The 24691-nt window shown below is 41.9% G+C and carries 22 protein-coding genes; 21 read left to right on the top strand and 1 reads right to left on the bottom strand.

Features of this window, described 5'->3' with window-relative positions; translation table 11 throughout:
- The first annotated feature begins 202 nt into the window (after window positions 1-202).
- The 11 genes from H171_RS11310 to H171_RS11260 all read left to right on the top strand — a co-directional run bounded on the left by H171_RS11310 (window position 203) and on the right by H171_RS11260 (window position 12677).
- Entirely contained in the window at window positions 203-3115 is a 2913-nt protein-coding gene (locus tag H171_RS11310) for a sigma 54-interacting transcriptional regulator (protein ID WP_100305237.1), read from the top strand.
- A gap of 55 nt (window positions 3116-3170) precedes the next feature.
- On the top strand, window positions 3171-3788 hold the full coding sequence (locus H171_RS11305) for a bifunctional 4-hydroxy-2-oxoglutarate aldolase/2-dehydro-3-deoxy-phosphogluconate aldolase (protein WP_100305236.1): 618 nt from the start codon (window positions 3171-3173) through the stop codon (window positions 3786-3788).
- 12 nt (window positions 3789-3800) lie between these two features.
- Window positions 3801-4268, top strand: a complete 468-nt coding sequence (locus tag H171_RS11300) for a PTS sugar transporter subunit IIA (RefSeq protein WP_100305235.1) — start codon at window positions 3801-3803, stop codon at window positions 4266-4268.
- A 58-nt stretch (window positions 4269-4326) separates the two neighbouring features.
- Window positions 4327-4605 carry a PTS sugar transporter subunit IIB gene (locus tag H171_RS11295; protein WP_024295764.1) on the top strand — a complete coding sequence of 93 codons (279 nt, stop codon included), beginning with the start codon at window positions 4327-4329 and terminating at the stop codon, window positions 4603-4605.
- 23 nt (window positions 4606-4628) lie between these two features.
- Complete coding sequence (locus H171_RS11290) at window positions 4629-6023, top strand: PTS galactitol transporter subunit IIC (protein ID WP_100305234.1); 1395 nt, start codon at window positions 4629-4631, stop codon at window positions 6021-6023.
- Entirely contained in the window at window positions 6020-7165 is a 1146-nt protein-coding gene (gene dgoD, locus H171_RS11285; protein WP_100305233.1) for a galactonate dehydratase, read from the top strand. The genes H171_RS11290 and dgoD overlap by 4 nt, the downstream gene beginning before the upstream one ends.
- A gap of 306 nt (window positions 7166-7471) precedes the next feature.
- On the top strand, window positions 7472-8470 hold the full coding sequence (locus H171_RS11280; RefSeq protein ID WP_100305232.1) for an ROK family protein: 999 nt from the start codon (window positions 7472-7474) through the stop codon (window positions 8468-8470).
- A gap of 13 nt (window positions 8471-8483) precedes the next feature.
- Window positions 8484-9644 carry an MFS transporter gene (locus H171_RS11275; RefSeq protein WP_100305231.1) on the top strand — a complete coding sequence of 387 codons (1161 nt, stop codon included), beginning with the start codon at window positions 8484-8486 and terminating at the stop codon, window positions 9642-9644.
- The gene (locus H171_RS11270) at window positions 9645-10541 is read left to right on the top strand and encodes a PHP domain-containing protein (protein ID WP_100305230.1); all 897 of its coding nucleotides are present in this window, start codon (window positions 9645-9647) and stop codon (window positions 10539-10541) included.
- A gap of 280 nt (window positions 10542-10821) precedes the next feature.
- Window positions 10822-11433, top strand: coding sequence for a TetR/AcrR family transcriptional regulator (locus tag H171_RS11265; protein ID WP_100305229.1), 612 nt, complete (start codon window positions 10822-10824; stop codon window positions 11431-11433).
- On the top strand, window positions 11430-12677 hold the full coding sequence (locus H171_RS11260) for a cation:proton antiporter (RefSeq protein ID WP_100305228.1): 1248 nt from the start codon (window positions 11430-11432) through the stop codon (window positions 12675-12677). The genes H171_RS11265 and H171_RS11260 overlap by 4 nt, the downstream gene beginning before the upstream one ends.
- 96 nt (window positions 12678-12773) lie before the next feature.
- Here the strand turns inward: H171_RS11260 and H171_RS11255 are convergent, their stop codons facing one another.
- Window positions 12774-12995 (bottom strand): hypothetical protein, encoded by a 222-nt coding sequence (locus tag H171_RS11255; protein ID WP_100305227.1) that lies wholly within the window; start codon window positions 12993-12995, stop codon window positions 12774-12776.
- A gap of 348 nt (window positions 12996-13343) precedes the next feature.
- Between H171_RS11255 and H171_RS11250 the strand changes: the two genes are divergently transcribed.
- The 10 genes from H171_RS11250 (at window position 13344) to H171_RS11205 (ending at window position 24658) form a co-directional block, all read left to right on the top strand.
- Window positions 13344-13778, top strand: coding sequence for a MarR family winged helix-turn-helix transcriptional regulator (locus H171_RS11250; protein ID WP_242976937.1), 435 nt, complete (start codon window positions 13344-13346; stop codon window positions 13776-13778).
- A 122-nt stretch (window positions 13779-13900) separates the two neighbouring features.
- Window positions 13901-15661: an ABC transporter ATP-binding protein gene (locus tag H171_RS11245; RefSeq protein WP_100305226.1), complete on the top strand. Its 1761-nt coding sequence runs from the start codon at window positions 13901-13903 to the stop codon at window positions 15659-15661.
- Window positions 15658-17502 (top strand): ABC transporter ATP-binding protein, encoded by a 1845-nt coding sequence (locus H171_RS11240; RefSeq protein WP_100305225.1) that lies wholly within the window; start codon window positions 15658-15660, stop codon window positions 17500-17502. The genes H171_RS11245 and H171_RS11240 overlap by 4 nt, the downstream gene beginning before the upstream one ends.
- 890 nt (window positions 17503-18392) lie before the next feature.
- Window positions 18393-19121, top strand: a complete 729-nt coding sequence (locus tag H171_RS11235) for a LytR/AlgR family response regulator transcription factor (protein WP_100305224.1) — start codon at window positions 18393-18395, stop codon at window positions 19119-19121.
- 175 nt (window positions 19122-19296) lie between these two features.
- The gene (locus tag H171_RS11230) at window positions 19297-19815 is read left to right on the top strand and encodes a hypothetical protein (protein ID WP_100305223.1); all 519 of its coding nucleotides are present in this window, start codon (window positions 19297-19299) and stop codon (window positions 19813-19815) included.
- Window positions 19816-20006: 191 nt separating this feature from the next.
- The gene (locus H171_RS11225) at window positions 20007-21632 is read left to right on the top strand and encodes a DUF11 domain-containing protein (protein ID WP_100305222.1); all 1626 of its coding nucleotides are present in this window, start codon (window positions 20007-20009) and stop codon (window positions 21630-21632) included.
- Window positions 21633-21690: 58 nt separating this feature from the next.
- On the top strand, window positions 21691-22518 hold the full coding sequence (locus H171_RS11220; protein WP_100305221.1) for a hypothetical protein: 828 nt from the start codon (window positions 21691-21693) through the stop codon (window positions 22516-22518).
- 156 nt (window positions 22519-22674) lie between these two features.
- Entirely contained in the window at window positions 22675-23520 is an 846-nt protein-coding gene (locus H171_RS11215; protein ID WP_157803150.1) for a hypothetical protein, read from the top strand.
- Window positions 23521-23558: 38 nt separating this feature from the next.
- Entirely contained in the window at window positions 23559-24104 is a 546-nt protein-coding gene (locus H171_RS11210; RefSeq protein WP_157803149.1) for a hypothetical protein, read from the top strand.
- Between the two features lie 32 nt (window positions 24105-24136).
- Window positions 24137-24658, top strand: a complete 522-nt coding sequence (locus H171_RS11205; RefSeq protein WP_157803148.1) for a hypothetical protein — start codon at window positions 24137-24139, stop codon at window positions 24656-24658.
- Window positions 24659-24691: the final 33 nt, after the last annotated feature.

Below are 24691 nucleotides of genomic sequence, written 5' to 3'. Positions count from 1 at the left end.
GGGAATCGGAGCGCAGAGATGCACTTCCATTCTCCATTTTTTAATTTTACAGATAGGAGAAAATTATTTAGTGTATCATCCGCCGGTCCATGGATTCATCTGCCGCAGACTTTCTTAGTGCGCAGAGTTGCGGATATTATAACATGGTGATAGAATCTTTTTAATAACATAAAGATTATCTACTAGTGAGGGAGGGAGAGTTATGAGGGATAAAATAAAGTTAATAATCGGGCAGGAGGATAAGCGGAATCCTCTTACAGATGAAGCCATCGCCAATGAATTGGGAACACTGCGCGAAAATATAACAAAAGTCCGGATAGAAACTGGAATCCCTGCTTCATCGGAACGGAGAAAAGAACGATTACTTCAGGAGATCCAAGGTTTATTTTATGAAATGGGATTGGTATCAGATCGCAAATTGGCAGAATTACTAAAGCTGCGAGGGTTTAAGATCGGAAAGTTTACAGTCGGACAGCTGCATAAATCTTACCCTGAAATATGGGAACCGGCGATTAAATCTTCTCAGGATGAAACATTGGATATCGATAATAAGCAGGAGTTTCAGGATGACATTTTCGATAAGATTATCGGATCGGACGGTAGTCTTAAAAATCAAATCAGTAAGGCCAAGGCGGCAGTCATGTATCCACCAAAAGGACTGCATACGCTTTTATATGGTCCTTCCGGTGTTGGTAAAAGTTTCCTGGCAGAGCTGATGCATGATTTTGCGGTCAAAACGGATAATTTTCAAAAAGAGGCTCCTTATTTTGAATTTAACTGCGCTGATTATGCCGATAATCCACAGCTGCTTTTAGCTCAGCTATTCGGATATACGAAGGGAGCATTTACCGGAGCGACAGACCATAAAAAAGGAATAGTTGAGTTATGTGATGGGGGTATTTTGTTTCTGGATGAAGTACACAGACTCCCTGCAGAAGGACAGGAGATCTTGTTTTACTTAATGGATAAAGGCAAATTCCGCCGTTTGGGAGAAGCAGATACCAGCCGTGAAAGCCATCCCTTAATTATAGCGGCAACGACGGAGGATCCGGAAAGCTCGCTGCTTTTAACATTTCGCCGGCGGATTCCAATGAGCATTGAAATTCCGGCATTAACGGAACGGCCGCTGGAGGAAAAATGGCAGTTTATCGAGTTTTATCTTACGATGGAACGGGAGCGGCTTGGCCGTGATATCCGTGTAAACCAGTCAGTTTTAAACTGTCTGCTTTTGGCGGAGTTTCCCGGTAATATCGGTCAGCTGAAATCAGATATCCAGGTTTGCTGTGCGAAGGCATTTTTAGAGGCAAAGCTACATAATAAAACGGCGATTGAGGTAGTTGCGGATAATCTTCCGGAGCACTTAAAGAGCGGCATCAATCAATCGGTTCCCGGCGATATACGGCATTTAATCAGCGGGGATGTCCTTTTTTCGGTGGCGGGATACCAGCAGTTTTCAGGACGCATACACAAGATGAGCGGTACTGGTATTTACGAGCAGCTGGAAGAAAGATATACGAAGCTTTTGAAAAATGGGGTAGCAGCAGAAGAAATCAGCCGGATCTTACAAGATGAGGTTGAGACAACGCTGGTTCAGCAGATTCGCAAAATGGAAGAGTCCAAATTCAGCCTTCATGAGCTATCTGCAATTGTAGGAGAAGACGTTCTGGAGATTACGGAATATATATATCAAGAAGCGCGGAAAGAATTACCGGGACTTAAGGATACGTTTATTTTTCCGATGGCCATACATATCCGTGCGTCACTGGATATGACCAAAGAGAGAAAAGTAGCGCTTGGAAGCAGCTTTGAAGATATTAAAAAGCGGCATGCAAAGGAATATAAAGTTGCAGCTTATATTGTTGATAAGGTCAATGATAAATTCTATGTGATGCTTCCTGCCGACGAGGCAGTCTTTTTGGCAATGTATCTCAGTAAATTTCAGGGAGGGCAGGTTGATACAGAGGGGAAAACCGCAGTGGTCGTGCTGTCCCATGGCAGAGTAGCAGGGGGAATGGCAGAGGTCGCCAATAAAATTCTGGGAGTTAACCACGCCGCAGCGTTGGAGATGGCACTTAGTGAGGATCCGGCGGCTGCCTATGAGAAAACAAAACAACTGGTAATCGAAAGAAACCAGGGACGAGGCTGCATCCTGCTTGCAGATATGGGATCACTCCTGACTTTCGCAGAGAAGATCAGGCAGGAAACAAAAATTCCGGTTGCCGTCTGCGGGAGGGTGGACACCTTAATGGTGATCGAATGCCTTCATAAAGTGCTTTGGACAGAAGAGTCAATAGAAACAATTGTAGATGAACTTGGCAGTAAAAAAGTATTGCAGCCTAAAACAACCAAATATAATAAAATTAAACATAAAAGAGCGGTTCTTTGTCTGTGTATCACCGGACAGGGAGCAGCAAAGCTGCTGCGGGATTTTATCTCAGAGCGGTTAAAATCAGTATTGGACAATATTGTCATCATAAACAGAGGCTATATAGAAAATGAAGATGTAGAACAAATTATCCTACAGGAAGCGGCTCAATATGAAATTCTTGCAATCGTTGGGACAATTAATCCGGATGTAAAAGATATTCCATTTCTTTCCCTGGATGATATCTATCAGTCTTCCGGTATCTCAAAACTGCGGAAGATCATTAAAAACAGTCTATTGTTGGATCATGTAATACTTGGTGAAGTCATTACACCGGAATTAATCTTTGTGAATCCGCCATATCGGTTAAAGGAACAGCTTTTAGATCAGACGATCGAGACGATGACAAGCGAGGGGTATGTGGACGAGCGGTTTTTACTAAGTGTTTATAAACGGGAAGGAATGATGACCACTTATTTAAAAGGAGGTATTGCCATTCCCCACGGTGATCCGGCTAGCGTTACAAAACCGGTCATATCGATTACAAAACTGGACAAACCAGTGATGTGGGATGGTACAAATACGGTCGATCTGATCTTTGTACTGGCATTAGATGAAAATTCGAAAAAATATTTTGAACAGCTTTATCAAATGTTAAGCAGCGAAAACCTGGTAAGTTTAATAAGAAACAGCAATTCTATCAATGAAATCAGAGAAAATCTTCGTCTGGACACAAAACCGGTCAATTAAGTTGGCACGGTTCTTGCTCTATATAATAGCGTAGAGGCAAGAAAGGAGTGGAAAGATGAAAAAGGAAGATTTTCCAAAGATTACAGTCATTTTGAGAGGGTATACCCATTCTCAAATCAGAACCGTGGTGAAAAGTCTTCTCGGCACCGCAATAAAATCAGTTGAAATTACGATGAATACTCCGGATGCGATTGAGATTATCAAAAACATCAGTAAGGAATTCGGTAATGATATACTGGTCGGTGCCGGGACGGTAACCACCTATGAGGAGGCAGGTGCAGCAATTGCTGCCGGTGCCAGATTCTTATTATCTCCCATTACATTCAGTAAGGAAATTATTGAGTTATGCAAAGAACAGGGGGTTATTTCTGTCCCTGCGGCTCTGACTCCGTCAGAAATAATGCAGGGCATAAGGGATGGAGCAGATATTATCAAACTGTTTCCGGCTGGAATTATGGGAACCGCTTATTTAAAGGATATTCAGGCACCTCTTGGTAAGCTTCCGCTGATGGTGGTAGGCGGTATAAACAGCAGTAATGTCAAGGAGTTTTTTGATGCCGGGGCTGCTTACGCGGGAATAGGTTCCGGATTGTTTAAAAAAGAGGATATAATCAGTGAAAATCTGTCCGGGCTAAAAGCATCTGTACAGAAGCTGAGAGAACAGCTGATATAGAGGAGAATATGAATGAGTGAAATAGTTTTTGATGAATCATTGATACTGGAACTGGAAGGAATAGAGGAAAATACCGAAGCACTGACGCAGCTAACGGACTATTTGCTGGATAAAGGCTATGTGAAAAAGGGGTATAAAGAGGCTATTCTGGAGCGTGAGGCTATGTTCCCAACAGGTCTGTCAACAGGTGAAATCAATATAGCAATTCCCCATGCGGATACAAGATATGTCAATCAGGCAGCAATCTGTGTGGGAATTCTAAAAAAACCGGTAAAATTCAGTGCGATGGATGAACCGGACCATCAAATTGATGTGAATATCATCATCGTCCTGGCATTAAAAGAGGCACATGGTCATTTGGAGATGCTTCAAAAGGTAGTGGAGTTAATTAAAGATCAGGACAACTTAAAAAAAATTGTAACAGCCAGCGATACAAAACCTGTTTACGATATTATATCCAGCCATCTATTACAGCAGTAAATAAGAAATTTAATAGAAAACAGGACTTAAAAATTACGGGACCAGATTGGAGAAGGACATGAAAAGAATATTAGTAGCTTGTGGAAATGGAATTGCAACATCAACAGTGGTAGGTACAAAAATAAAAGAGAAATGTGAAGACAGCGGTATTGACGTTACAGTTACACAGTGTAAGCTTCTTGAGGTGGAATCCAAAGCGGAAAACTTTGATCTGCTGGTTACGACAGGAAAATTCACCGGTGGGGATGTGGGGATCCCGGTGATTGGTGCAATTTCCCTTTTGACCGGAATCGGAGAAGAAGCGACGTTGGATGAGATTATTGCAATGTTAAAGTAAATAAAAACTAAGGAGAAGTGATCATGCAGATTATATATTCTATATTTAATACGATTTTAGCTGCCGGAGCGGTTGTGATGCTTCCGATTATTATTACGATCATCGGTTTGATTTTTCGCGTGAAATTAGCAAAAGCTTTTCGTTCAGGACTGACAATTGGAATCGGTTTTGCAGGTATTAATCTGGTTATCAATATGATGAAATCAAACCTGGGACCGGCTGCCCAGGCAATGGTAGAAAACTTTGGAATTAAACTTGATATTCTTGATGTAGGCTGGGGAGCAATCGCAGCGGTAACCTGGTCGTCACCAATTATAGCTATTTTGATTTTCTGTATACTGGCAACGAATATTATTATGCTTGTGCTTAAGGCTACGGATACGCTTGATGTTGATATCTGGAACTATCATCACATGGCAATTGTCGGTATTATGGTTTATTATGTCACGAAAAGTATCCCGTTGGGAATCGCGGCAACCGTGGTAATGGCGGTCATTACCTTTAAACTCTCTGACTGGACGGCGCCGCTGGTAGAGGATTATTTTGGGATTCCCGGTGTTTCCCTGCCCACAATGTCTGCATTGTCTTCTGTGATCATTGCGGCACCTCTTAACTGGCTGCTTGATCGGATTCCAGGAATTAACAAACTAAATTTTGATGTGAAAAACGCTAAGAAATATTTAGGCTTTTTCGGTGAACCAACCATGATGGGATTAATATTAGGTTGTATCATTGGTGCTCTTGCAAAATATCCGGTATCAGGAATCCTGGCATTGGGTGTGAATATGGCTGCAGTTATGGTCTTGATTCCTAAGATGACTTCTTTATTTATGGAAGGCTTAATGCCAATTTCTGAGGCGGCAAAAAAGTTTACTCAGAGCAAATTCAAAGGCAGGAAATTTCTTATTGGACTGGATGCTGCAGTGGTAGTTGGTAATCCGGATGTTATTACAACATCGCTGATTGTTATACCGTTAACGATTTTAATGGCAGCTGTTCTGCCCGGAAACCGTGTCCTTCCGTTTGCTGATCTGGCAGTAGTAACCTTCCGTGTTGCTTTGGTCGTGGCTATTACAAGGGGCAATTTATTTAAGAATATTATCATGGGACTTGTTTGTACTGGTGTTATTTTGCTTGCCGGTACTGCTACAGCACCGGTTCTTACCGAGTTAGCAACCAGTGTTGGCCTGAATCTGGCAGCAGATGGGAGTTACATAACCTCATTTGCGGCAACCAGCCTGACTGTGAGTTTTTTAGTTTACAAAGCATTTATCGGTAATCTGGTTATCAGCATTCCGTTGTTGATTGCCGTAATCGCCGGTACATGGGTATTTATGAGTAATTTGAACAAGAAGAGAGCCAGAATATTAGAAGAGAAAAAGCAGAAGGAAGCTGCAGGTTTAGGAGCTGAAATATGAAAATAACAGACGTAATCGTTTATACAGTAAGACCCCGGTGGATTTTTGTAAAAATAGTCACTGACGAGGGCATCGAGGGCTGGGGAGAGATGGTTTCCGGAACGAAGACCGAGACCGTAGTAGCCGGTGCAAAAGAAATGGCTAAACGATTGATTGGCAGAAATCCATTGGAGATTGAAACACTCTGGCAGGAATTGTACCGCGTATTTTTCCGCGGCGGTCCGATTAATATGACAGTTATTTCCGGGCTTGAGATTGCACTTTGGGATATTAAAGGGAAATACTATCAAGCACCGATCTACGATTTAATGGGAGGGGCCGCCAGAGAACGGATTAAAGTTTATTCCTGGATTGGCGGCGACCGTCCCGGCGATGTGGTAAAGGATGCAAAAGACCGGGTGGAAAGAGGCTTTGATTCGGTAAAAATGAATGCGACAGAGGAACTTCATTATATTGATAATTTTAAAAAAATTGATGAAGTGGTGGCACGGGTTGCCGCTCTGCGTGAGGCTTTTGGTAACGATTTGAATATTGGCGTTGATTTTCACGGACGTGTGCATAAGCCGATGGCAAAAGTTCTGGCAAAAGAGTTGGAGCCATACCGGCCAATGTTTTTGGAGGAGGTTGTGCTTTGTGAAAATCAGGAGGCGTTTAAGGAAGTGGCAGAGCATGTGGTGACGCCGCTGGCAACTGGTGAACGGCTTTATACACGTTGGGGATTTAAAGATATTTTGAAAAGCGGATATATCGATATCATTCAGCCGGATGTAGCTTTAGCTGGTGGGATCATGGAAACCAGGAAGATTATCGCTATGGCAGAAGCCTATGATATCGCAGCTGCTCCCCATGCCCCATATGGTCCTATTGCACTGGCAGCCACTTTGCAAATTGATTCTTGCAGCCCCAATGTCTTTATTCAGGAGCAATCACTTGGAATTCATTATAACAAAGGTTTTGATCTCCTGGATTTTGTAGAAAATAAAGAGATATTCCAATATCAGGACGGTTTTATCGGCTTACCGGATAAACCAGGATTGGGTCTTATCATCGACGAGGAAAAGGTGAAAGAAGTATCTATGGAAGGACTCAGCTGGTCGAATCCGAACTGGAAGCATTATGATGGAACAAAAGCTGAGTGGTAGTACTGTGATAGATGACATAAGGGGAGTATTAAATCATATAAAAGAAAAGGGAGCGCACATTCAGGCGCCCGATAAGAACATATCAAGGAACATTTAGATTGAGCAGTGGCAACGATATGTGGCAGCAAAAGACAGACTATTGGCATAAAGCGGATAGTTTGTCTTTTTCCTATTTTGAGGACAGACCCTTTCTAAGGCAAAGGCAGCCCTTGCAGGAACAGAATTTCTATAGAATCACCTTGACTACTAGCTGCATTTCTGATAAAGTAAAGATACTTTATAAAGCATCTTTAATAAGGGGGCAATATGGCTGTAGGGAATGCAAATTTAATGAAACAAATCAATTTAGATACGGTTAGGCGGGTGATAAAAGAAAATAAAAAAGCAACAAAGCCTCAGTTGGCAAAATTGACAGGATTAAGCGTGGTAACAATTAATTCACTTGTTGAAGTGCTTTTGAGAGATGGAGAGATACTGCTTGATGAGCTGGAAGTATCCAGTGGTGGCAGACCAGCAGTAATCTATTCCTTTAATGAGGAATACAGTACGGCATTAGTCATTTATACAAATGAGTATGAAATGAAGGATCTGACCCATGTTGCCGTTGTCAATCTATATGGGGAAGTGATTGAAGGCAACGAGATTGTCTTAGATGAAATATCTGAAGGTAGTTTTGATTTGATCATCGAGAAAATGCTGAATAAATATCCTAACATTAAATTGATTGGCATTGGTATGCCAGGGCAGGAAATCAGAGGGAAGATGGAGGTCAGTGATTATATATCTCTTGAAGGGAAATCCCTTGTGGAACATTTGAGAAACCAATTTCAAATACCTGTAGTCTTTGAAAATGATGTTAACGCGGCTGTACTAGGATATTGTACTTCTAATCAATGTGACGATAAAAACGTGGTTGGCATTTATATTCCAGAGAAATATCCTTTAGGTGCAGGTGTTTTTATCAACGGTGATATGTATAAAGGAAAAGATGGCTTTGCTGGTGAAGCTAAATTTCTTCCGGATGGATTTGATTGGAAGAATCCAGCATATGTTTCAGAAAATATTTCAGTGGCACTTAAGAAATTAATTATTACATTCACCTGCCTTTTAAATCCAGATATCCTCGTCATTTACAGAGAAAATCTTGCCGAAGTGGCGATTGAACTCATTATTGAGGACTGTAAAAAAACAATCAAGTCAGAAGTAATGCCTGACATTATTGTATCAAGTGACTTTGGCAAAGATTTTGCAGAGGGTATTAAAAAAATCTCATTAAAACCATTGGAACCAAAATGGCAACAATAAGATAGGAGATTCCATGACGACATTATTATTGATCATTATCTATATTGCATTTATCAGTTTGGGGCTTCCTGATTCTATGCTTGGCGCTGCATGGCCAACGGTCCGGGCTGATTTATCCCTGCCAATGGCAGGGGCAGGATTAATCTCCATGATTATATCCTGCGGAACCATAATCTCAAGTATTCTGAGTGGCAAACTGATTCAAAAACTTGGTACTGGTAAACTCACATCAATCAGTGTATTTATTACAGCCATGGCTTTGCTGGGTTATTCCTTTAGCCTAAGCTATGTATGGTTATGCCTGATGGCAATTCCATTAGGACTAGGAGCAGGGGCCGTAGATGCTGCTTTAAATAATTTTGTGGCTTTGCATTTTTCAGCCAGACATATGAGTTGGCTTCATTGTTTCTGGGGATTTGGTGCAACTGCGGGCCCCGCTATTATGTCAGTTGCCATTTCTCATAACGGGTCGTGGCAGAAGGGTTATTTATCTGTTGCAATTATTCAGATTTTTTTAGTGATTATTTTGCTGGTTTCATTACCGCTTTGGAGATTGTTTGGCGAAGGTCGGGAAGAAAGCATAATTGCAGAAAATCAAAGCCAGTATGTCTTTCAATTGCCGGGAATACGCTCAGCACTTCTTGGTTTCTTTTGTTATTGCGCATTAGAGGCTACCACCGGTTTATGGGGCGCCAGTTATCTGGTGCAGACAAAAGGTGTTTCTGCTGATGTTGCCGCGGGTTGGATATCCGTATATTACCTTGGCATCACCATAGGCAGGTTGGTCAATGGGTTTATCACTGCCAAGTGGAGTAATCCTGCATTGATTCGATGTGGTCAATTTATCATTGGTATTGGGGCTGTCTTATTACTGATTTCTAATCAAACCTATGTCAACTTGCTGGGCCTTATTTTGATTGGAATGGGATGTGCACCTATTTATCCTTCTATGTTGCATGAAACACCAGCCCGTTTCGGCAAAAACAATTCAAGCAAACTGATGGGTGTGCAGATGGCATTTGCTTACATTGGAACGATGCTGGTACCACCAGCAATCGGGGTATTATCAAGTGTTGTGGGGATACAGTTCTATCCCATATTTATTATGGTGTTACTCATAACGATGTTTGTCAGCAGTGAGAAAATTAATAAAATCGTGGCAAGGAGGGCTTAAATGGTTAATCAGTTAGATTTACATATGCATTCCAATATCAGCAACGATGGGGAATACACGCCATCACAACTCATACAGCTGTGTAAACAACATGGTTTAAAGACGGTTGCTTTAGCTGACCATAATTCCGTACGAGGGATAGGAGATGCTGAGAAATCAGCAAATGAATCAGGTATCGAATTGATTCGTGCTATTGAGCTTGACTGTCAATTTGAAGGAGTTAATCTGCATCTTTTAGGATATGGGATTGATCCAACAGTATCTGAATTTGAAAAGAATGAAATGGATATCTTAAAGAAAGAACAAAATGCTTCTTCAAAACTAATACATCTAGTGCAAGAGTTAGGGATTCATCTTGAAATAGAAGAAGTTCTGGATCTTGCCATAGAAGGTGTAGTGACAGGTGAAATGATTGCTGAAGTTGCTCTGGAGGATAAAAGAAATCGGAACAATCCTTTTCTGGAACCATATCGAAAGAACGGGAAGCGTAGTGATAATCCTTATGTAAATTTTTATTGGGATTTTTGCTCCCAAGGGAAGCCGGCTTATGTACCTATTCAGTTTCTTGGGCTGAACGAAGCCATACAATTGATTAGAAAAGCAAGAGGCATAGCTGTTCTTGCGCACCCCAGGATTAATATCGGGCAGGATCAGAAGATTCTGGAAAGCATTGTTACTTGTGGTATTGATGGGCTGGAAGTATACAGTAGTTATCATGATGAAAACATGGTTGCTTTTTACAATAACCAGGCAGAAAAATTTCATTTACTGAAAACAATGGGCAGCGATTTTCATGGGAAAACAAAGCCGGCAATCAAACTGGGGTGTATGAGCTGCCATGAAGAAATAGATATCTATCAACAATTCAAGAAAAGACTTCATGAGGCGGCGTTATAAAAATATCTGCTCATCGAATAATAAAGTAAAAGGACTTGAACCATCGCGGTTTAGTCCTTTTGCTTTTTATATACGATTTTCAGATTTTAATCACTATACTTATGTATGATTAACAGGTATTTATACTGCGGCTTCTGAGTCTGTGGGATTACCTTCTGGGAATAAAACTTCTTTGGTTCATTAATTAATGGTTGTGTCGTTTTAATACTATATGATTGACTGCACAGTCTATTTTGTGTATAATAGACCATGCGGTCAATAATGTTTTCAGGAGGTTAAAATGAAAAAAGAAGAGAAAACCGAACGAACGAGGCAAAAAATATTAGCTGCGGCGATGGAAGAATTCGGTGCGAACGGTTATGCAGGAGCATCGCTGAACAATATTTGCAGCGCGGGGATTCCCAAAGGTTTGCTTTATCATAATTTTAAGAATAAAGATGCCATCTATCTTGCCTGCGTTGGGCAGTGTTTTTCCACTTTAACGGAATATCTGAAAACTGCCGGCATCGGAAGTGACTTGCAAAAGTATATGGACGCCCGCCTGAGGTTCTTTCAAGAACATGAACAGGAAACTCGTCTGTTTTTTGAAACGATTTTTCAGCCGCCGGAGGCATTATCCGATCAGATTACGGATTTGCGGCAGGAATTTGACCAACTAAATGCTGAATTGTATCAAAAAATTTTGGCTTCTCTTAAGTTGCGGCAGGGAGTTACCAGTGAGGAAGCTATGTCTTATTTTGCCATCATGCAAAATATGTTTAACGGTTATTTCAGCAGCCCTGCCTGCCGTAATATGTCTTTTTCGGACCGCATGACCGCACATGAAACCAATCTTACCAAACTGCTTGATTTTATGCTGTATGGCATTGTAGAAAGAGGAAATGAAAAATGATACTGCTATTACTCCGGTGGATTGCCGCCATTGTTCTTGCCTTTTTTATGGGCAAACTGGTTTCCAAATTAAAGCTCCCCTCTATTCTCGGCTGGCTTATCGCCGGAATGATTTTAGGTCCCCATGCACTGAAGCTGATACCGCAAGCACTCATGGACGGCGTAAAGTATCAGGCAATCGTTCATGTGTTGGAGTGCGCCGTCGGCCTGATGATTGGCACAGAACTTGTCTGGAGCCGTATGAAAGAATACGGGAGAGCCTTGATCATTACCACGCTGACCCAGTCCCTCGGCACGTTCCTCTTGGTGTCTGCCGTTTTCACAATCATCTTTGCCGTCAGCGGCATTCCGATTTATCTGGCATTTATTTTTGGCGGCATCGCGCTTGCCACGGCACCTGCACCAGCTCTCTCCATCGTGCGGGAATTTCAGACCGATGGCCCTGTCACTAAAACGCTGATTCCCATGGCAGCACTGGACGACATGGTGGGGGTGATGGTGTTTTTTACCACGATCGCCATTGTTGCAAGAAAAATTTCTGGAGGCAGTATGCCGATTTACATGATTCCGGTAATGATTTTCCTGCCGCTGCTGATTGGCACTGTCACCGGTCTGCCCGCAGGTTTGCTGTTAAAGAAGGAACGCTCCAAACCACTGACTCTCTTTATCCTCATTGGTCTGATCCTGGCGACTGCATTCATTGGCTTTGTCTGCAATACCTATCTGATGAGGTCACCGCTGCTCAATTTTATGCTGATGGGGATGGCATTTTCGGCAGCCTTTTCCAACCTGGTAACCGAAGAACGTCTGGAGCAGATTGTCCGTGATTTCAATCCGTTTCTCAGTGGTTCCATGGTTATTGTGATTTTGAATCTCGGAGCGCCGCTGGATTATCATGCGATTCTCGGCGCAGGACTGTTTACGTTTCTCTATATTGTCTCCCGTGCACTTGGTAAGTATTACGGGGCACGGCTTGGTGCAAAAGCAACCGGACTTCCTGATACCGTGCAGAAATATCTTGGTTTTACGCTTTTACCTCATTCCGGCGTTTCACTGGTATTTACAGGAATCGCTGTTTCCGTTTTAGCGGCTCCTGTGCCGGAGTGCGCAAAAATCATTCAAGGTACGATTGCGGCAGCAGCGGTAATCAATGAGGTTATCGCTGTCATTGCAGCAAAGAAGGGCTTTGAATGGGCAGGTGAATTTCATGGCTTTCAATCTAAAATACAGGGACGGAATACTTGATAAGAAGTAAGGATAAATAATGAAAGGGTCGGTAATATCTGCTCATTGCATATTAAAGCATTAGGACTTGAACCATGTTCATCTTGACCGTTGATTTTAAGACACAGCTTTACAGTTTTCACTTGTGTTTTCTTCCATGTCATCAGCAAAAACAAAATTATAATTCCGAAGTACATGCCGCCAATGTGCTCTTTCGATTTCTCTGGTGCGCTGTAGTGCGGCTTCTCTGCGGGCGCCCTTTCGGTGCTGGATAAATTGGTTCAACAGAACGGTACCAACCAATATGGTGATTAAAAAAAAGACATTGCCGAAAGTCATAATATATATCCTCCTGTAGACTTTTTTGTTATCGGGCTTTATGTTAAGAATAACAGGATAGAGGCGTAATCCATTAGGAGATTTATCATAATTCTGTAAAAAAATTAGAAGTTGGGAAAAAAGGTTAATGCGCAATATGAAATAAGGGAAGCACAAAAAGATAGCTTTGATTATTCTGTTTTGAAAATAAAATCATAGTCTGAAGCCATTAGATACAATTCCAGTGGCTTTTCTAGTGGGAATTTTATATGTGAAAAATTCTCTTGACAGTGCTCGTGAAATAGTATACACTATTAACAGTGTTAGTTGTGAATACTAATACCTGTTTGAAAGGTGGAGGTGATTAGATTGAGTAGTATAGAAGAACTGGTCGATTCATTGGGTAAGCTGATGTCCCGTGGAAAAGTCATGGATGAATTTAATCGTTCTGGAAAAGGCGAAATTTTCATTTTAAGATATCTTTATACGAAAGAATCACCAGCATCGCCATCTGAATTGAGTGAGGCGCTGAACAGCAGTACGGCCAGAATCTCTGCGGCACTCCGTACCCTCGAAAAGAAAGGGCAGATTCACCGTGAAATAGACACTACGAACAGGCGCTTTATATTGGTTACGATTACGGAAGAAGGTCGTGAACGGATTCGGGCAAACATGCAGCGAATGCAAAATCATTTGATTCAGGTATTAACTGTGATGGGTGAAAAAGACGCAAGTGAATTTGTACGTCTCTCCACGCGGTTTTTTGAGATTGCTCAGCGTACGGTGCCAGATCCTTTTGAATAGAATAATCGAAACCGGGGAATAAAGATAGTGGGATAAAGATGCAGACCAAACGAGGTCTGCATTTTAGGACCATATAACTAACAGCGTTCAATATGAACACTAATAACAAGGAGGATTTTTCTATGATTAGAATATTTAAATATCTCAAGCCCAAAGAATGGCTGATGGCTTTATTTAGCTTGATATTTGTAATAGTCCAGGTATGGCTGGATTTAAAATCGCCGGATTACATGTCAGAAATAACCATGTTGGTGCAAACGCCCGGTAGCGCGATGAGCGATATTTGGCTTGCCGGGGGTAAAATGCTTCTCTGCACACTGGGCAGTTTGGCAAGTGCTGTTATTGTTGGTTATTTTGCGGCACGGATTGCTGCCGCGTTTTCTAAACGTCTGCGCAGTCTGCTTTTTAATAAAGTGGAATCCTTTTCCATGGAGGAAATCAACCGCTTTTCCACGGACAGCTTGATCACCCGTTCAACAAACGATATTACACAGATTCAGACTTTGATTACGATGGGATTAATGCTGATTATAAAAGCTCCGATTATGGTTGTATGGGCAATTACCAAAATCGCTGGAAAGGGGTTTGAATGGTCACTCGTCACAGGCGCGGCGGTTGCACTTTTGGTTGTTATGATTGGTATTATCATGATTTTTGTGATACCGAAATTTAAGAAAATGCAAACTTTAACAGATAACATGAACCGGGTTACCCGTGAAAATCTGACAGGACTTCGTGTTGTAAGAGCTTATAATGCCGAGGATTATCAAGAAAAGAAGTTTGAAGAAGCGAATGAGGAATTAACCGGTACCCAGTTGTATACAAGCCGTGCTACAGCAATTATGATGCCGGTCATGAATATGATTATGAGTGGACTGTCCCTTTCCATCTATTGGATTGGTGCCTACTTAATTAATGCGGCACTGATGACGGATAAACTGACGCTGTTTTCTAACATGGTGGTCTTCTCCAGCTATGCGATGCAGGTTGTTATGTCATTTTTGATGCTGGTCATGATTTTCATCATGCTTCCCCGTGCCAGCGTTTCCGCCAAGCGAATCAATGAAGTGCTGGACACCGAGCCTACAATCCTTGATGGCAGCCATACAAATGGAGTCCCTGGTTTGAAAGGTGAGGTTACGTTTCAACATGTGGGCTTCAAATATCCGGATGCGGCGGATTATGTGCTGGAGGATGTGAACTTTACGGTAAAGCAGGGGGAAACGATTGCATTTATCGGCTCCACAGGAAGTGGCAAATCAACACTGATAAACCTTGTGCCGCGCTTTTTTGATGCGACAGAAGGAGAAATCCTGATTGACGGTGTGAATATTAAGGAATATACACAGGAGGCACTCCACAATAAAATTGGTTACGTGCCGCAGAAAGCAGTTTTATTCAAAGGTTCGGTTTCGTCCAATGTGGCATACGGAGATAATGGTGGCAATGGATTTTCTGAGCACGAAATTAAAAAAGCTGTTGCAATTGCACAGGGAACGGATTTTGTTGAACGCATGGAGGGTGGCTATGAAGCAGACATTGCCCAGGGCGGTACCAATGTGTCCGGCGGGCAGAAACAGCGGCTTGCCATTGCCCGCGCGGTCTGTCGAAAGCCGGAAATCTATATATTTGATGATTCATTTTCAGCATTGGATTATAAGACGGATCGGATTTTGCGTAATGTACTGAAAAAAGAAACCGCAGGTGTAACCAGTATGATTGTAGCACAGCGTATCGGAACGATTATGGATGCGGATCAGATTATCGTACTGGACGAAGGCAGAGTTGTGGGCAAAGGAAAACACAAGGATTTGCTGCAGAACTGTGAGGTATACAGGCAAATTGCCATGAGTCAATTAAGTGAGGAGGAGCTTGTATCATGAATGAACAAAGAACGAACAGAAAGCCGATGGCCGGAGGTCCTATGGGACAGGGGGCTGTCGAAAAGCCAAAAGATTTTAAAAGGACATGGGGAAAACTGATTGCCTATTGTAAAAATTATATGCCTGCAGTGATTGCCGCTCTTGTTATGGCAGCAATCGGAACGGTGCTGCAAATCATCGGTCCGGATAAACTGAAAGATATGACCAACGAGATCATGAAAGGATTACCTTCGCTGATCAATGGTGTTCCGGTTGCCGGTGCAATTGATTTTGGCGCAGTAAAAAGAATCGCAATACTGTTGGTGGCATTTTACGCAGGTTCAGCGCTTCTCTACTTTATTCAAAGTTTTATGATGGCAACTGTAACACAAAGAATCAGCAAAAATATGCGTACCGGCATATCACAAAAAATCAATAAACTTCCATTGAAATATTTTGACCGGGTAAGCTATGGCGATATTCTCAGCAGGGTGACCAATGACGTGGATACCATCGGCCAGACCATGAATCAAAGCATCGGAAATCTGGTTACCTCCATCACCATGTTTGTGGGTACAGCAATTATGATGTTCTACAATAACTGGATTATGGCGTTAACTGCCGTAGGATCGAGCGTTTTTGGGTTTGTTATCATGGGTGTTATCATGTCAAAATCGCAGAAATATTTCGTCCAGCAGCAAGAAGATCTGGGTGTCGCTAATGGTCATATTGAAGAAGTTTATTCCGGCCATCATGTGGTGAAGGCTTATAACGGTGGAAAAGAGGCCAGATGTTTTTTTGAAAATGTGAACGAGAGCCTGTATAACAGCGGCTGGAAGAGCCAGTTTATGTCCGGATTGATGATGCCGCTTATGACATTTATCGGTAACTTCGGATATGTGGCAGTCTGTGTGGTAGGTGCGGCGCTGGCTATGAACGGGACCATCAGCTTCGGCGTGATCGTAGCCTTTATGTTGTATATCCGTTTGTTTACCCAACCACTTTCACAAATTGCCCAGGCATTCCAGAACCTGCAAAGAACTGCTGCCGCCAGTGAGCGCGTGTTTGAGTTCTTTGATGAGGAAGAACTGCCTGACGAGAGCCAAAAAGCAATGAGGCTCACTAATGTGAAAGGTGATGTGGAATTCCGTCATGTGAAGTTTGGATATACCCCGGAAAAAACGATTATCAATGACTTTTCAGCTCAAATTAAAGCTGGACAGAAAATTGCCATTGTAGGACCTACCGGTGCAGGAAAAACAACAATGGTCAATCTGCTGATGCGCTTTTATGAACTGGACGGTGGAGAAATATTGTTAGATGGTATTCCAATCAGCCAGGTGCCAAGAGAGAATGTCCATGAGCAATTTTGTATGGTATTACAGGATACATGGCTTTTTGAAGGTACCATCAAGGAAAATATTATCTATAGCAAGCCGGGGGTGACAGATGAACAGGTGATTGCTGCATGTAAGGCAGTAGGGCTTCATCATTTTATTAGAACTTTGCCGCAAGGGTATGAAACATTGTTAAATGACAGGGCAAGTCTTTCACAAGGGCAGAAACAGCTCGTTACGATTGCCAGAGCGATGATCCAAAACGCTCCCATGCTGATTTTGGACGAAGCAACAAGTTCTGTTGACACACGCACCGAAATCTTGATTCAGGAAGCTATGGATAAGCTGACAGTAGGTCGTACATCCTTTGTCATCGCACACCGTCTGTCTACCATAAAAAATGCCGATCTGATTCTGGTCATGAAAGATGGAGACATTATCGAAAGTGGCAATCATAAGGAACTGTTAGAAAAGGGAGGCTTCTATGCGGAACTTTACAGCAGCCAGTTTGAACCTGCTGCATAGATCCGTTCTGATCCGTTGATTTGCCAATTAATACTTCCGGGCAAGATCAGCGAGAGATATACAGATTACTTTTTAACATAGAAGTCCCTCATTTCAGGCGCAGCTGCTTACACAATGATCCCAGCCTTGACAGCACCTAATAGTCATTGATTTATAATTTTATATAGTATGCATATCTTACTTTATCATCTGATAATGTGAAAATGGAGAACGGCTTAGTAACCGTTCTCTTTTTTTGCCACGGCATAATCTTCTATGTCTGACTCATGCACATACGTGGAAGCGGGAACAGTGGTGTAGTATGGAACAAAAAGACTGCTGTTTATCCATTATTTATTACAATTTTAAAAAAAAGAAGTAAATTAATGCTGAATAAAAAGATTTGGTGATATTGGAATTTCTGCTGATTCTTACAATTTTAAATACTGGCAGAGACCATCAAGTGGTTATAAAAAACAAGCATAAGTAAAAGATTCATAACGGCATAGTGACCCAAAGTAGAGGATAAGGTAAAAAAACCTTATCCAACTTTTTCATGCAATTGATTATGATTTATTGCTCCTTGAAACTGATTCAATACATGAGAACTCTAATTAAATACATGTACTTCCAGGTTAACTGAGTTTTTTATATGCTTAAATGGATAAGTTTGATACTGCAAATTGGTAAACTTATCGGTTACAACGGATTGTGCTATTCGGATCATCTTAAAAGCGGTCATATGTTCCTGTTATCCAATGGAGTCTAGTCACTGCCCATATTATAGAATAACTGTTGCCTATATAAGTGCGGATATAAACGAATATAGGCATTTTTAGAACATAAGATTGCAGAAAAATTAAATGCAAGTGCTAATTCTTTGGTGCTTGACTTAAAGAGGAGGATAAATCGTGATTATCGCAATTTGTGATGATAATGAACAAGAACTGGAACAATGTAAAAAGCAGTTGGAACTGTTAGCGTCAATTCATCAAGTTGATGTGGAGTTTTCTTTATATCACAAAGGTGAAGAATTGCTGTTCCGTCTACAAGGGGATCACAAAAGTTATCCAGACATTATTTATCTGGACATGAGAATGAACGGGATGCAGGGGGATGAGGTTGCCAGAAAGCTGAGAAGTCAGGGGTGTATCAGTGAAATTGTGTTTTTTACAGTTTCTAAAGAATATTACACCACGGCATTTGATGTTAGAGCATTGCACTATGTTGTAAAAGGAGAAACAACGGTAGAAAAATTTGAAGATATTTTTATGCGAGCGGTTAAATCAGTACAAGAAAAGCAAACGGAATACATTATGTGTACAGGGGCAGGTGAATTCCGAAAGATTGAGATTAAAAAAATTCATTACTTTGAAGTCACAAAACGGATCGTGACCGTTTATTACGGCAGTGACCAGTTTAGCTTCTATTCGACCATTGGAAAAATTGAATTAAGGTTAAAGGATTATGGTTTTGTCAGAGTCCATAAGTCTTACGTGGTAGCAAAATGTCATATCGGAACGATTTCTTTTAAAGAAATAGTATTAGATACGGGAGAGAGGTTGCCGGTAGGGAGATACTATTACTCAGAATTGAAACGGGAAATGGAAGCATACGCTGACACGAAAGAAGTGGTGTAGTTTGGAGCAAATAGACTGCTGTTTATCCACGAATCAACACAAGTTGGGAAAGATAGGGTAATGTAATGTTGAACGGAATTGTTAATCAAGATAAAGGAAATAACCAAAATACATATGTGGATGAAATATTTACAATTATCTGGTTATTAAAAAGATAGGATGGGGGGGCAGGTAATTGCAAGTAAGAGTAAAGCTTCTTATGTTGCTATGTACGCTGTTTTTAACTATCCTATGTTGTGGAGTCGGGTATGCTGATACGCATCCTGCCTGCACCGGCGGTCAGCAGCATGAATTTGAAAGCCATATATTAAAATTGAACTCAGAAGAGTCAGAAGGTCAAGTTGAAAATGTGTGTACCTTGTGCGGCTATACTTATATAGAATATCTGCCGGCGACCGGTCATCATTTTGGAGACTGGAGAGTGGTGGAAGAAAGACCGGAATCAGGGATAAGGATCGAGCGCAGAGAGTGTCAGGGATGCCATCGGGGTGAGGTACGGACAGTCAGAATTGAGTTGCCGTCTCCTGATTCTGATCCTGCTCAGGAGGGTGAGTCTGGTATCAATCGGATGGATTTATTATTATCCGCATCGATTGGAGGAGTCTGGGGGTGTACGATAGCAGTTCTTTGGTACAATAGTTTAGTTTTAAACTGGTACAAAAGAGAAAGTTCTAAAGCACTTAATAGGAGGTGATGGCTTATAACAGGAAGTAATATTATTGAACTGATTATTTTAGTTTGCAGCATTCCGGTTGCTCTCTACATCATGATAGGCAGTGACCGAAAGGTCAAAGATCTGGACGGTTTAGGCGATGTTGTGAAAGAAGAAGGCAGTGAAGGTGTAGTAGTAGCACATTGTTGATCGTGTAAAACAGAGGTGAAGATATGGTTAAAAACCGGAAGAGAATTGAATGGCTTGCCAAGTTTTATGCAGGTGCGGGTTTGATAGTAGCCTTGATCGCTGTTGTTTCGTCTGCCTCATTCGCAAGTACGAGACGCATTGAAAATGTATTTGGTGTAAAAGCAAAGGGAGTAAGAGGCAGTACACTGGCAACGCCTTCAAGAGCATCGAGAGCATTGGCGGTGCCGTTATCTGCAGGGCTTTTTGGCCAGCCGAGTTTACAGGAACTACTGGAACAGGAAGCAGACAATGAGAATGCGATTATTCCTACATGGTTTCAGGTTTCGTTGAATGGAGTTGCTATTGTTGACAGTGATAATTGGAATATTACCTTAAAGAAAAATCAGAAAATCAAACCAAATACTGCTGTTAAACACCAATTAAAAGTGACGATATATCCACAAGCTTATGGATTGGGCGCAGGAGACAGTGTAACTTGGAATCTTGGACGGATTGAAGGACTTTCCCTGGATAATGAATTCTGGGAAGAGTTAGTTCTTTCCGGCGGAGTCCATGTAGGAGATGTAATGCTTTGTTACACTGAGGACGGCAATGTCATTCTCTATACCGAGTTTAAAGAAGAAGTAAACATGTATTATAGTATTACGATTACATATTGGTATGATAGCGGTTTTGTTCCGGTAAACGAACCGACCAGCATTATATTTGATTTACCAGGATATGAAGAACCGATTCCAGCGGTGCTTGTACCTGAGAACGAAACGACTGCGGAGGAAAGCAGTCCGCAGGAGACAACCGGGGAAGAAACAACAGCGGAGGAAAGCAGTCCGCAGGAGACAACCGGGGAAGAAACAACAGCGGAGGAAAGCAGTCCGCAGGAGTCAACCGAGGAAGAAACAACCGCGGAGGAAAGCAGTCCGCAGGAGACAACAGAGGAAGAAACAACAGCGGAGGAAAGCAGTCCGCAGGAGACAACAGAGGAAGAGACAACTGTGGAGGAAACAACGCCTGAGACACATAATCCGAGTAAAGATTATGGCTCAGGAGGGAATTCTGGTTCAGATAGAGAAAAAGCTACTTTAGCAATAGAAACAACTACAAATCCGGAAACAATTCCGGAAAGTTCAACAGAGATTGAGACAGCAACAGATCAGCAGCCAGAAGAATCTCAAGACCAGGAACAGGATCCACAAGATGCGCAATCGTCTGGATATGCAGGGGGATCCGATGAGGTATTGGATATCAACATATCCTTTGGTACAGAAGTTGCTGCCAGCCATGGAATGCAGTCCAGGGTACTTCCCAATGAGATACTTACATACAGAATTGTGCTTTGCAATGACAGTGAGGAGGAGATTAAGGAGGTGCGTATCCGAGATTATCTTCCGGAGCATACCAGTTTTGTTTCGGTGGAAGACGATGGGATTTATGGAGTTGTCGATGGACAGCAGTATATAACCTGGATGCTGGAGAGTATCCTTCCGGGTGAAGAAAAGGAATTAACCTTTCAGGTTAAGGTGTTTCTTTGTACACCGCCGGATTTTCCGGTCAGGAATCAGGTTTATTGGCAGGCGGATGACAGCAGATCCGTAAACAATCAGGAAAGGCCTGAGAATCAGGTGGACTTTCCCATAGTCACTATTGGATAGAAAGGTTATTGTTCTTTTTATCATATAACTTTAATTATCAAAAAGGAGAGAATGAAAGATGAAGAAGAGACTCATAACAACATTATTAGCAGGCGTAATGGCTACAAGCATGGTGATACCGGCAATGGCTGATCCAGGAGGAGCTGTTCCTGCATCAACCGGCACTGATGTATGGGCAGGTGTAATTATCGAAGATATGGATGCAAAGGTAAAAGTGGAAGTTCCCACACTGTTTGCATTCGTAGTAAAAGGTACGACTACAGTAAGTGATAGCAATCCAGTGACCAGTGCAAACGGTGACATTTATCTTCCAAATGTAAAGGTAGACGTAACCACTCCGTCAACGGGCGGGCAAGGTGCAGTTTATAACCTGCAGACAGAAGGAAATCTCACCGTCGAAGGAAAACTGCCATTTACAAACTATTCTACCTTCAAGAATGCTTCAGGAGCAAGAGAAGGTCTGGCTGTTAAGGTTAATGGAAACATCAAGAATGAAGGGGATGATGCATCCAGAAAATACTGGACGCATACAACCAGCAGCAACACCGGATTGGATGATTTTAAGAAGTACAATATAAGCATTGATGATAACAAGTTTGATACAGTGGCAAACGGCGGACTCCAGATGGCCGGTACCGGTATTAGTCTGGCAGCACCTAATACAGACCCATTGGGTGATTCAAGCTACACGAACGTAGATAGTGATGATTATGCAATTGTAGGAGAGACTCACCATGCAAAGTTTGACGTACTTGTAGGTGGAAAAAAGGGCGAGTATAAGCAGGTAGAAGAGTCTGCAAAAATTGGTAACATCGTATGGACGATCAGTGTAGAGATGCAGAATGATGTTGACACCGCACCTAACGAGGATTACCTTCAGCCTTAATTAAATTAGCCAGATGATTAGTTGAAATCCCAGGAGAATCTCCTTCCGGAGATTCTCCGGAGATTTGTTGCAAATAAACCGCAGGGGAAGGGCAGTTTACTTACAAGAGATTTCCGGAAGCAGCCAGAATGGAAAAGAGGAAAATAAATGAATCCTATGAAACGATGGAAAAAATATAAAGTTAGACTTACCGCAGTTGGATTTGTATGTACGGCCTGCCTGCGCTTTTCTGCGTTAGCGAGTGAAGGCCCGACGTCCAATGTGTGGTTGAGTGTAACTCAGATACCATCAGAAGCAAGGATATCGGTAACCGTACCTTTGGCGTATGGATTTGTAGTACGTGGAAGTGTTGACAGCAATGATACATATCCGGTGTCCGTCGAGAATGGAAACTTATTTGTGCCGAATGTAAAGGTACATGTCAGTGTACCTTCTGATCCCGGGGCAGGAACAATCGCAGAGTATGAGTTGCAGACGTTTTCGGAACATACAATCCCAATCCTGAATTACTCAACAGATGTAAGAGAAGAGCATCTGGAAGAAGAAAATCCACCAAGAGAGGGATTGCCGGTTGAGCTAAAGCCTTTTATTGCCGGCTATGACAGTGATGAAGGGAAGACGCATTACTGGAAGGCGGTAGGATATGATCCGACATGGGATGGAGCATCGTCACAGACTAATTTTAAAGAGTATCAGATGTTGATTGATCATGTTGCATTTTCTGATCCCGGCCAGGTGACAATAAGTTATCAAGATAGCAGTACGGAGCTTAAGAACGTATTTTGGTATGCAGATAAAATAGCTTTGAACGCGCCGGAAGATGTACTGACAAATGGATATACTGCGGCGGGAACGGCAAATGTACCTTCAGAAACATATGTCAATGTAGGCGTCAAAGTAGGGGGAATGCAAAGTGAGTATAAGCAGACAGAAGAGTCGTTAAAAGTCGGAGCAATTTTTTGGCAGGTGATACCGGGAGAACTTTCGGAAGTAACGCCGTAAGTTATTTGAAAATAGAAAGAAAGTAAAGGACTGGAAAGATGACAGTGCAAAAAGAAAAGAAAAAGAGTAAGTTGTTATGGATCATTATTATTCTCCTGTTGCTTCTGATTGGAATTGGATCAGGCATCTATTACCAGATGACCAGAGACAATAATTTAAACCGTTTAACAAGAGATGCGCTGGCTTTGGGTGGTATGCTTCCGGGTAAGACAGACCAGGAAATCGTGGATATTTTAAGTACCAAGGTAGCAGAAGGTATGGTGGATATCGGAATCGCGGCCGGTCCGGTATTTGAAAATGGAGGAAAGAAAGGGCGGATTGCAATCGAAAATATTGCGGCAAACCATTATTCTTTCCAGGTAGATATCAGGCTTGATGACACTGGAGATATCATTTATCGGTCGGGACTGATAGACCCAGGATTTTATATTGAATATATCGAATTAAATAAAACGCTTCAGGCCGGAGATTATCAGGCGACAGCACACTTTACCACATACTCACTGGATGAGACTGAGGATAAGATCTCTGAAGCAAATGTAAAAATTGTACTTCATGTCATGGATGGTATTTTTTATCAATGAAGTTAAATAAAAACCTAATTCGCAGTTGCTTTATGTTCTTGGCAGTTATCTGTTTACTGGCCGGTTCATTTCTTGTGGGCATGGGCTTACAGAAAATGTTCAGTAATCAGCAGACCCGTAAAGAATATGCCAAATCAGAACTTGAATGGAAGCAGGAGCTTGCTGAAGGTGAAGATGATGCAATTGTAAGAGATTTGAGAAATCAGGAACTGGTCAAAAATATGAAATATGTTTCTTTGGAACGTCAGATTTATTTTGATCAATCTGATGCCCCCGGAGATGCCAGGATTGCAAATGACAGTAAGAATAATTTTGGCTGTACATTAAAAATTGTAAGGGATGCAACCGGAGAAGTAGTTTATGAATCCGGTTTGATTGAGCCTGGATATTACATAGATGAAATTCACTTAACCGGCGGTCTTAAACAAGGGTTTTATCCTTGTACTGCAGTCTGGAGCTTTTATACACAAGGGGAAGAATATGCAGGCGAGACAGCATGGAAAGTAGTCGTAATTATTAAATCTGAGGATAAAACGTCAAAAGAAAACGGATAAGATCTGCATGAATATACAGCAGTACAGCCTGCA

This window comes from [Clostridium] celerecrescens 18A (assembly GCF_002797975.1).
Lineage (GTDB): Bacteria > Bacillota > Clostridia > Lachnospirales > Lachnospiraceae > Lacrimispora > Lacrimispora celerecrescens.
This window is presented reverse-complemented; position numbering and strand designations above follow the sequence as displayed.

Coding starts and splice junctions, on each gene's coding strand:
- H171_RS11210 (WP_157803149.1), top strand. CDS start 23,559: ATGACAGTGCAAAAAGAAAAGAAAAAGAGTAAGTTGTTATGGATCATT.
- dgoD (WP_100305233.1), top strand. CDS start 6,020: ATGAAAATAACAGACGTAATCGTTTATACAGTAAGACCCCGGTGGATT.
- H171_RS11305 (WP_100305236.1), top strand. CDS start 3,171: ATGAAAAAGGAAGATTTTCCAAAGATTACAGTCATTTTGAGAGGGTAT.
- H171_RS11290 (WP_100305234.1), top strand. CDS start 4,629: ATGCAGATTATATATTCTATATTTAATACGATTTTAGCTGCCGGAGCG.
- H171_RS11295 (WP_024295764.1), top strand. CDS start 4,327: ATGAAAAGAATATTAGTAGCTTGTGGAAATGGAATTGCAACATCAACA.
- H171_RS11240 (WP_100305225.1), top strand. CDS start 15,658: ATGAATGAACAAAGAACGAACAGAAAGCCGATGGCCGGAGGTCCTATG.
- H171_RS11220 (WP_100305221.1), top strand. CDS start 21,691: ATGAAGAAGAGACTCATAACAACATTATTAGCAGGCGTAATGGCTACA.
- H171_RS11255 (WP_100305227.1), bottom strand. CDS start 12,995: ATGACTTTCGGCAATGTCTTTTTTTTAATCACCATATTGGTTGGTACC.
- H171_RS11275 (WP_100305231.1), top strand. CDS start 8,484: ATGACGACATTATTATTGATCATTATCTATATTGCATTTATCAGTTTG.
- H171_RS11280 (WP_100305232.1), top strand. CDS start 7,472: ATGGCTGTAGGGAATGCAAATTTAATGAAACAAATCAATTTAGATACG.
- H171_RS11270 (WP_100305230.1), top strand. CDS start 9,645: ATGGTTAATCAGTTAGATTTACATATGCATTCCAATATCAGCAACGAT.
- H171_RS11205 (WP_157803148.1), top strand. CDS start 24,137: ATGTTCTTGGCAGTTATCTGTTTACTGGCCGGTTCATTTCTTGTGGGC.
- H171_RS11265 (WP_100305229.1), top strand. CDS start 10,822: ATGAAAAAAGAAGAGAAAACCGAACGAACGAGGCAAAAAATATTAGCT.
- H171_RS11260 (WP_100305228.1), top strand. CDS start 11,430: ATGATACTGCTATTACTCCGGTGGATTGCCGCCATTGTTCTTGCCTTT.
- H171_RS11225 (WP_100305222.1), top strand. CDS start 20,007: ATGGTTAAAAACCGGAAGAGAATTGAATGGCTTGCCAAGTTTTATGCA.
- H171_RS11215 (WP_157803150.1), top strand. CDS start 22,675: ATGAAACGATGGAAAAAATATAAAGTTAGACTTACCGCAGTTGGATTT.
- H171_RS11245 (WP_100305226.1), top strand. CDS start 13,901: ATGATTAGAATATTTAAATATCTCAAGCCCAAAGAATGGCTGATGGCT.
- H171_RS11300 (WP_100305235.1), top strand. CDS start 3,801: ATGAGTGAAATAGTTTTTGATGAATCATTGATACTGGAACTGGAAGGA.
- H171_RS11310 (WP_100305237.1), top strand. CDS start 203: ATGAGGGATAAAATAAAGTTAATAATCGGGCAGGAGGATAAGCGGAAT.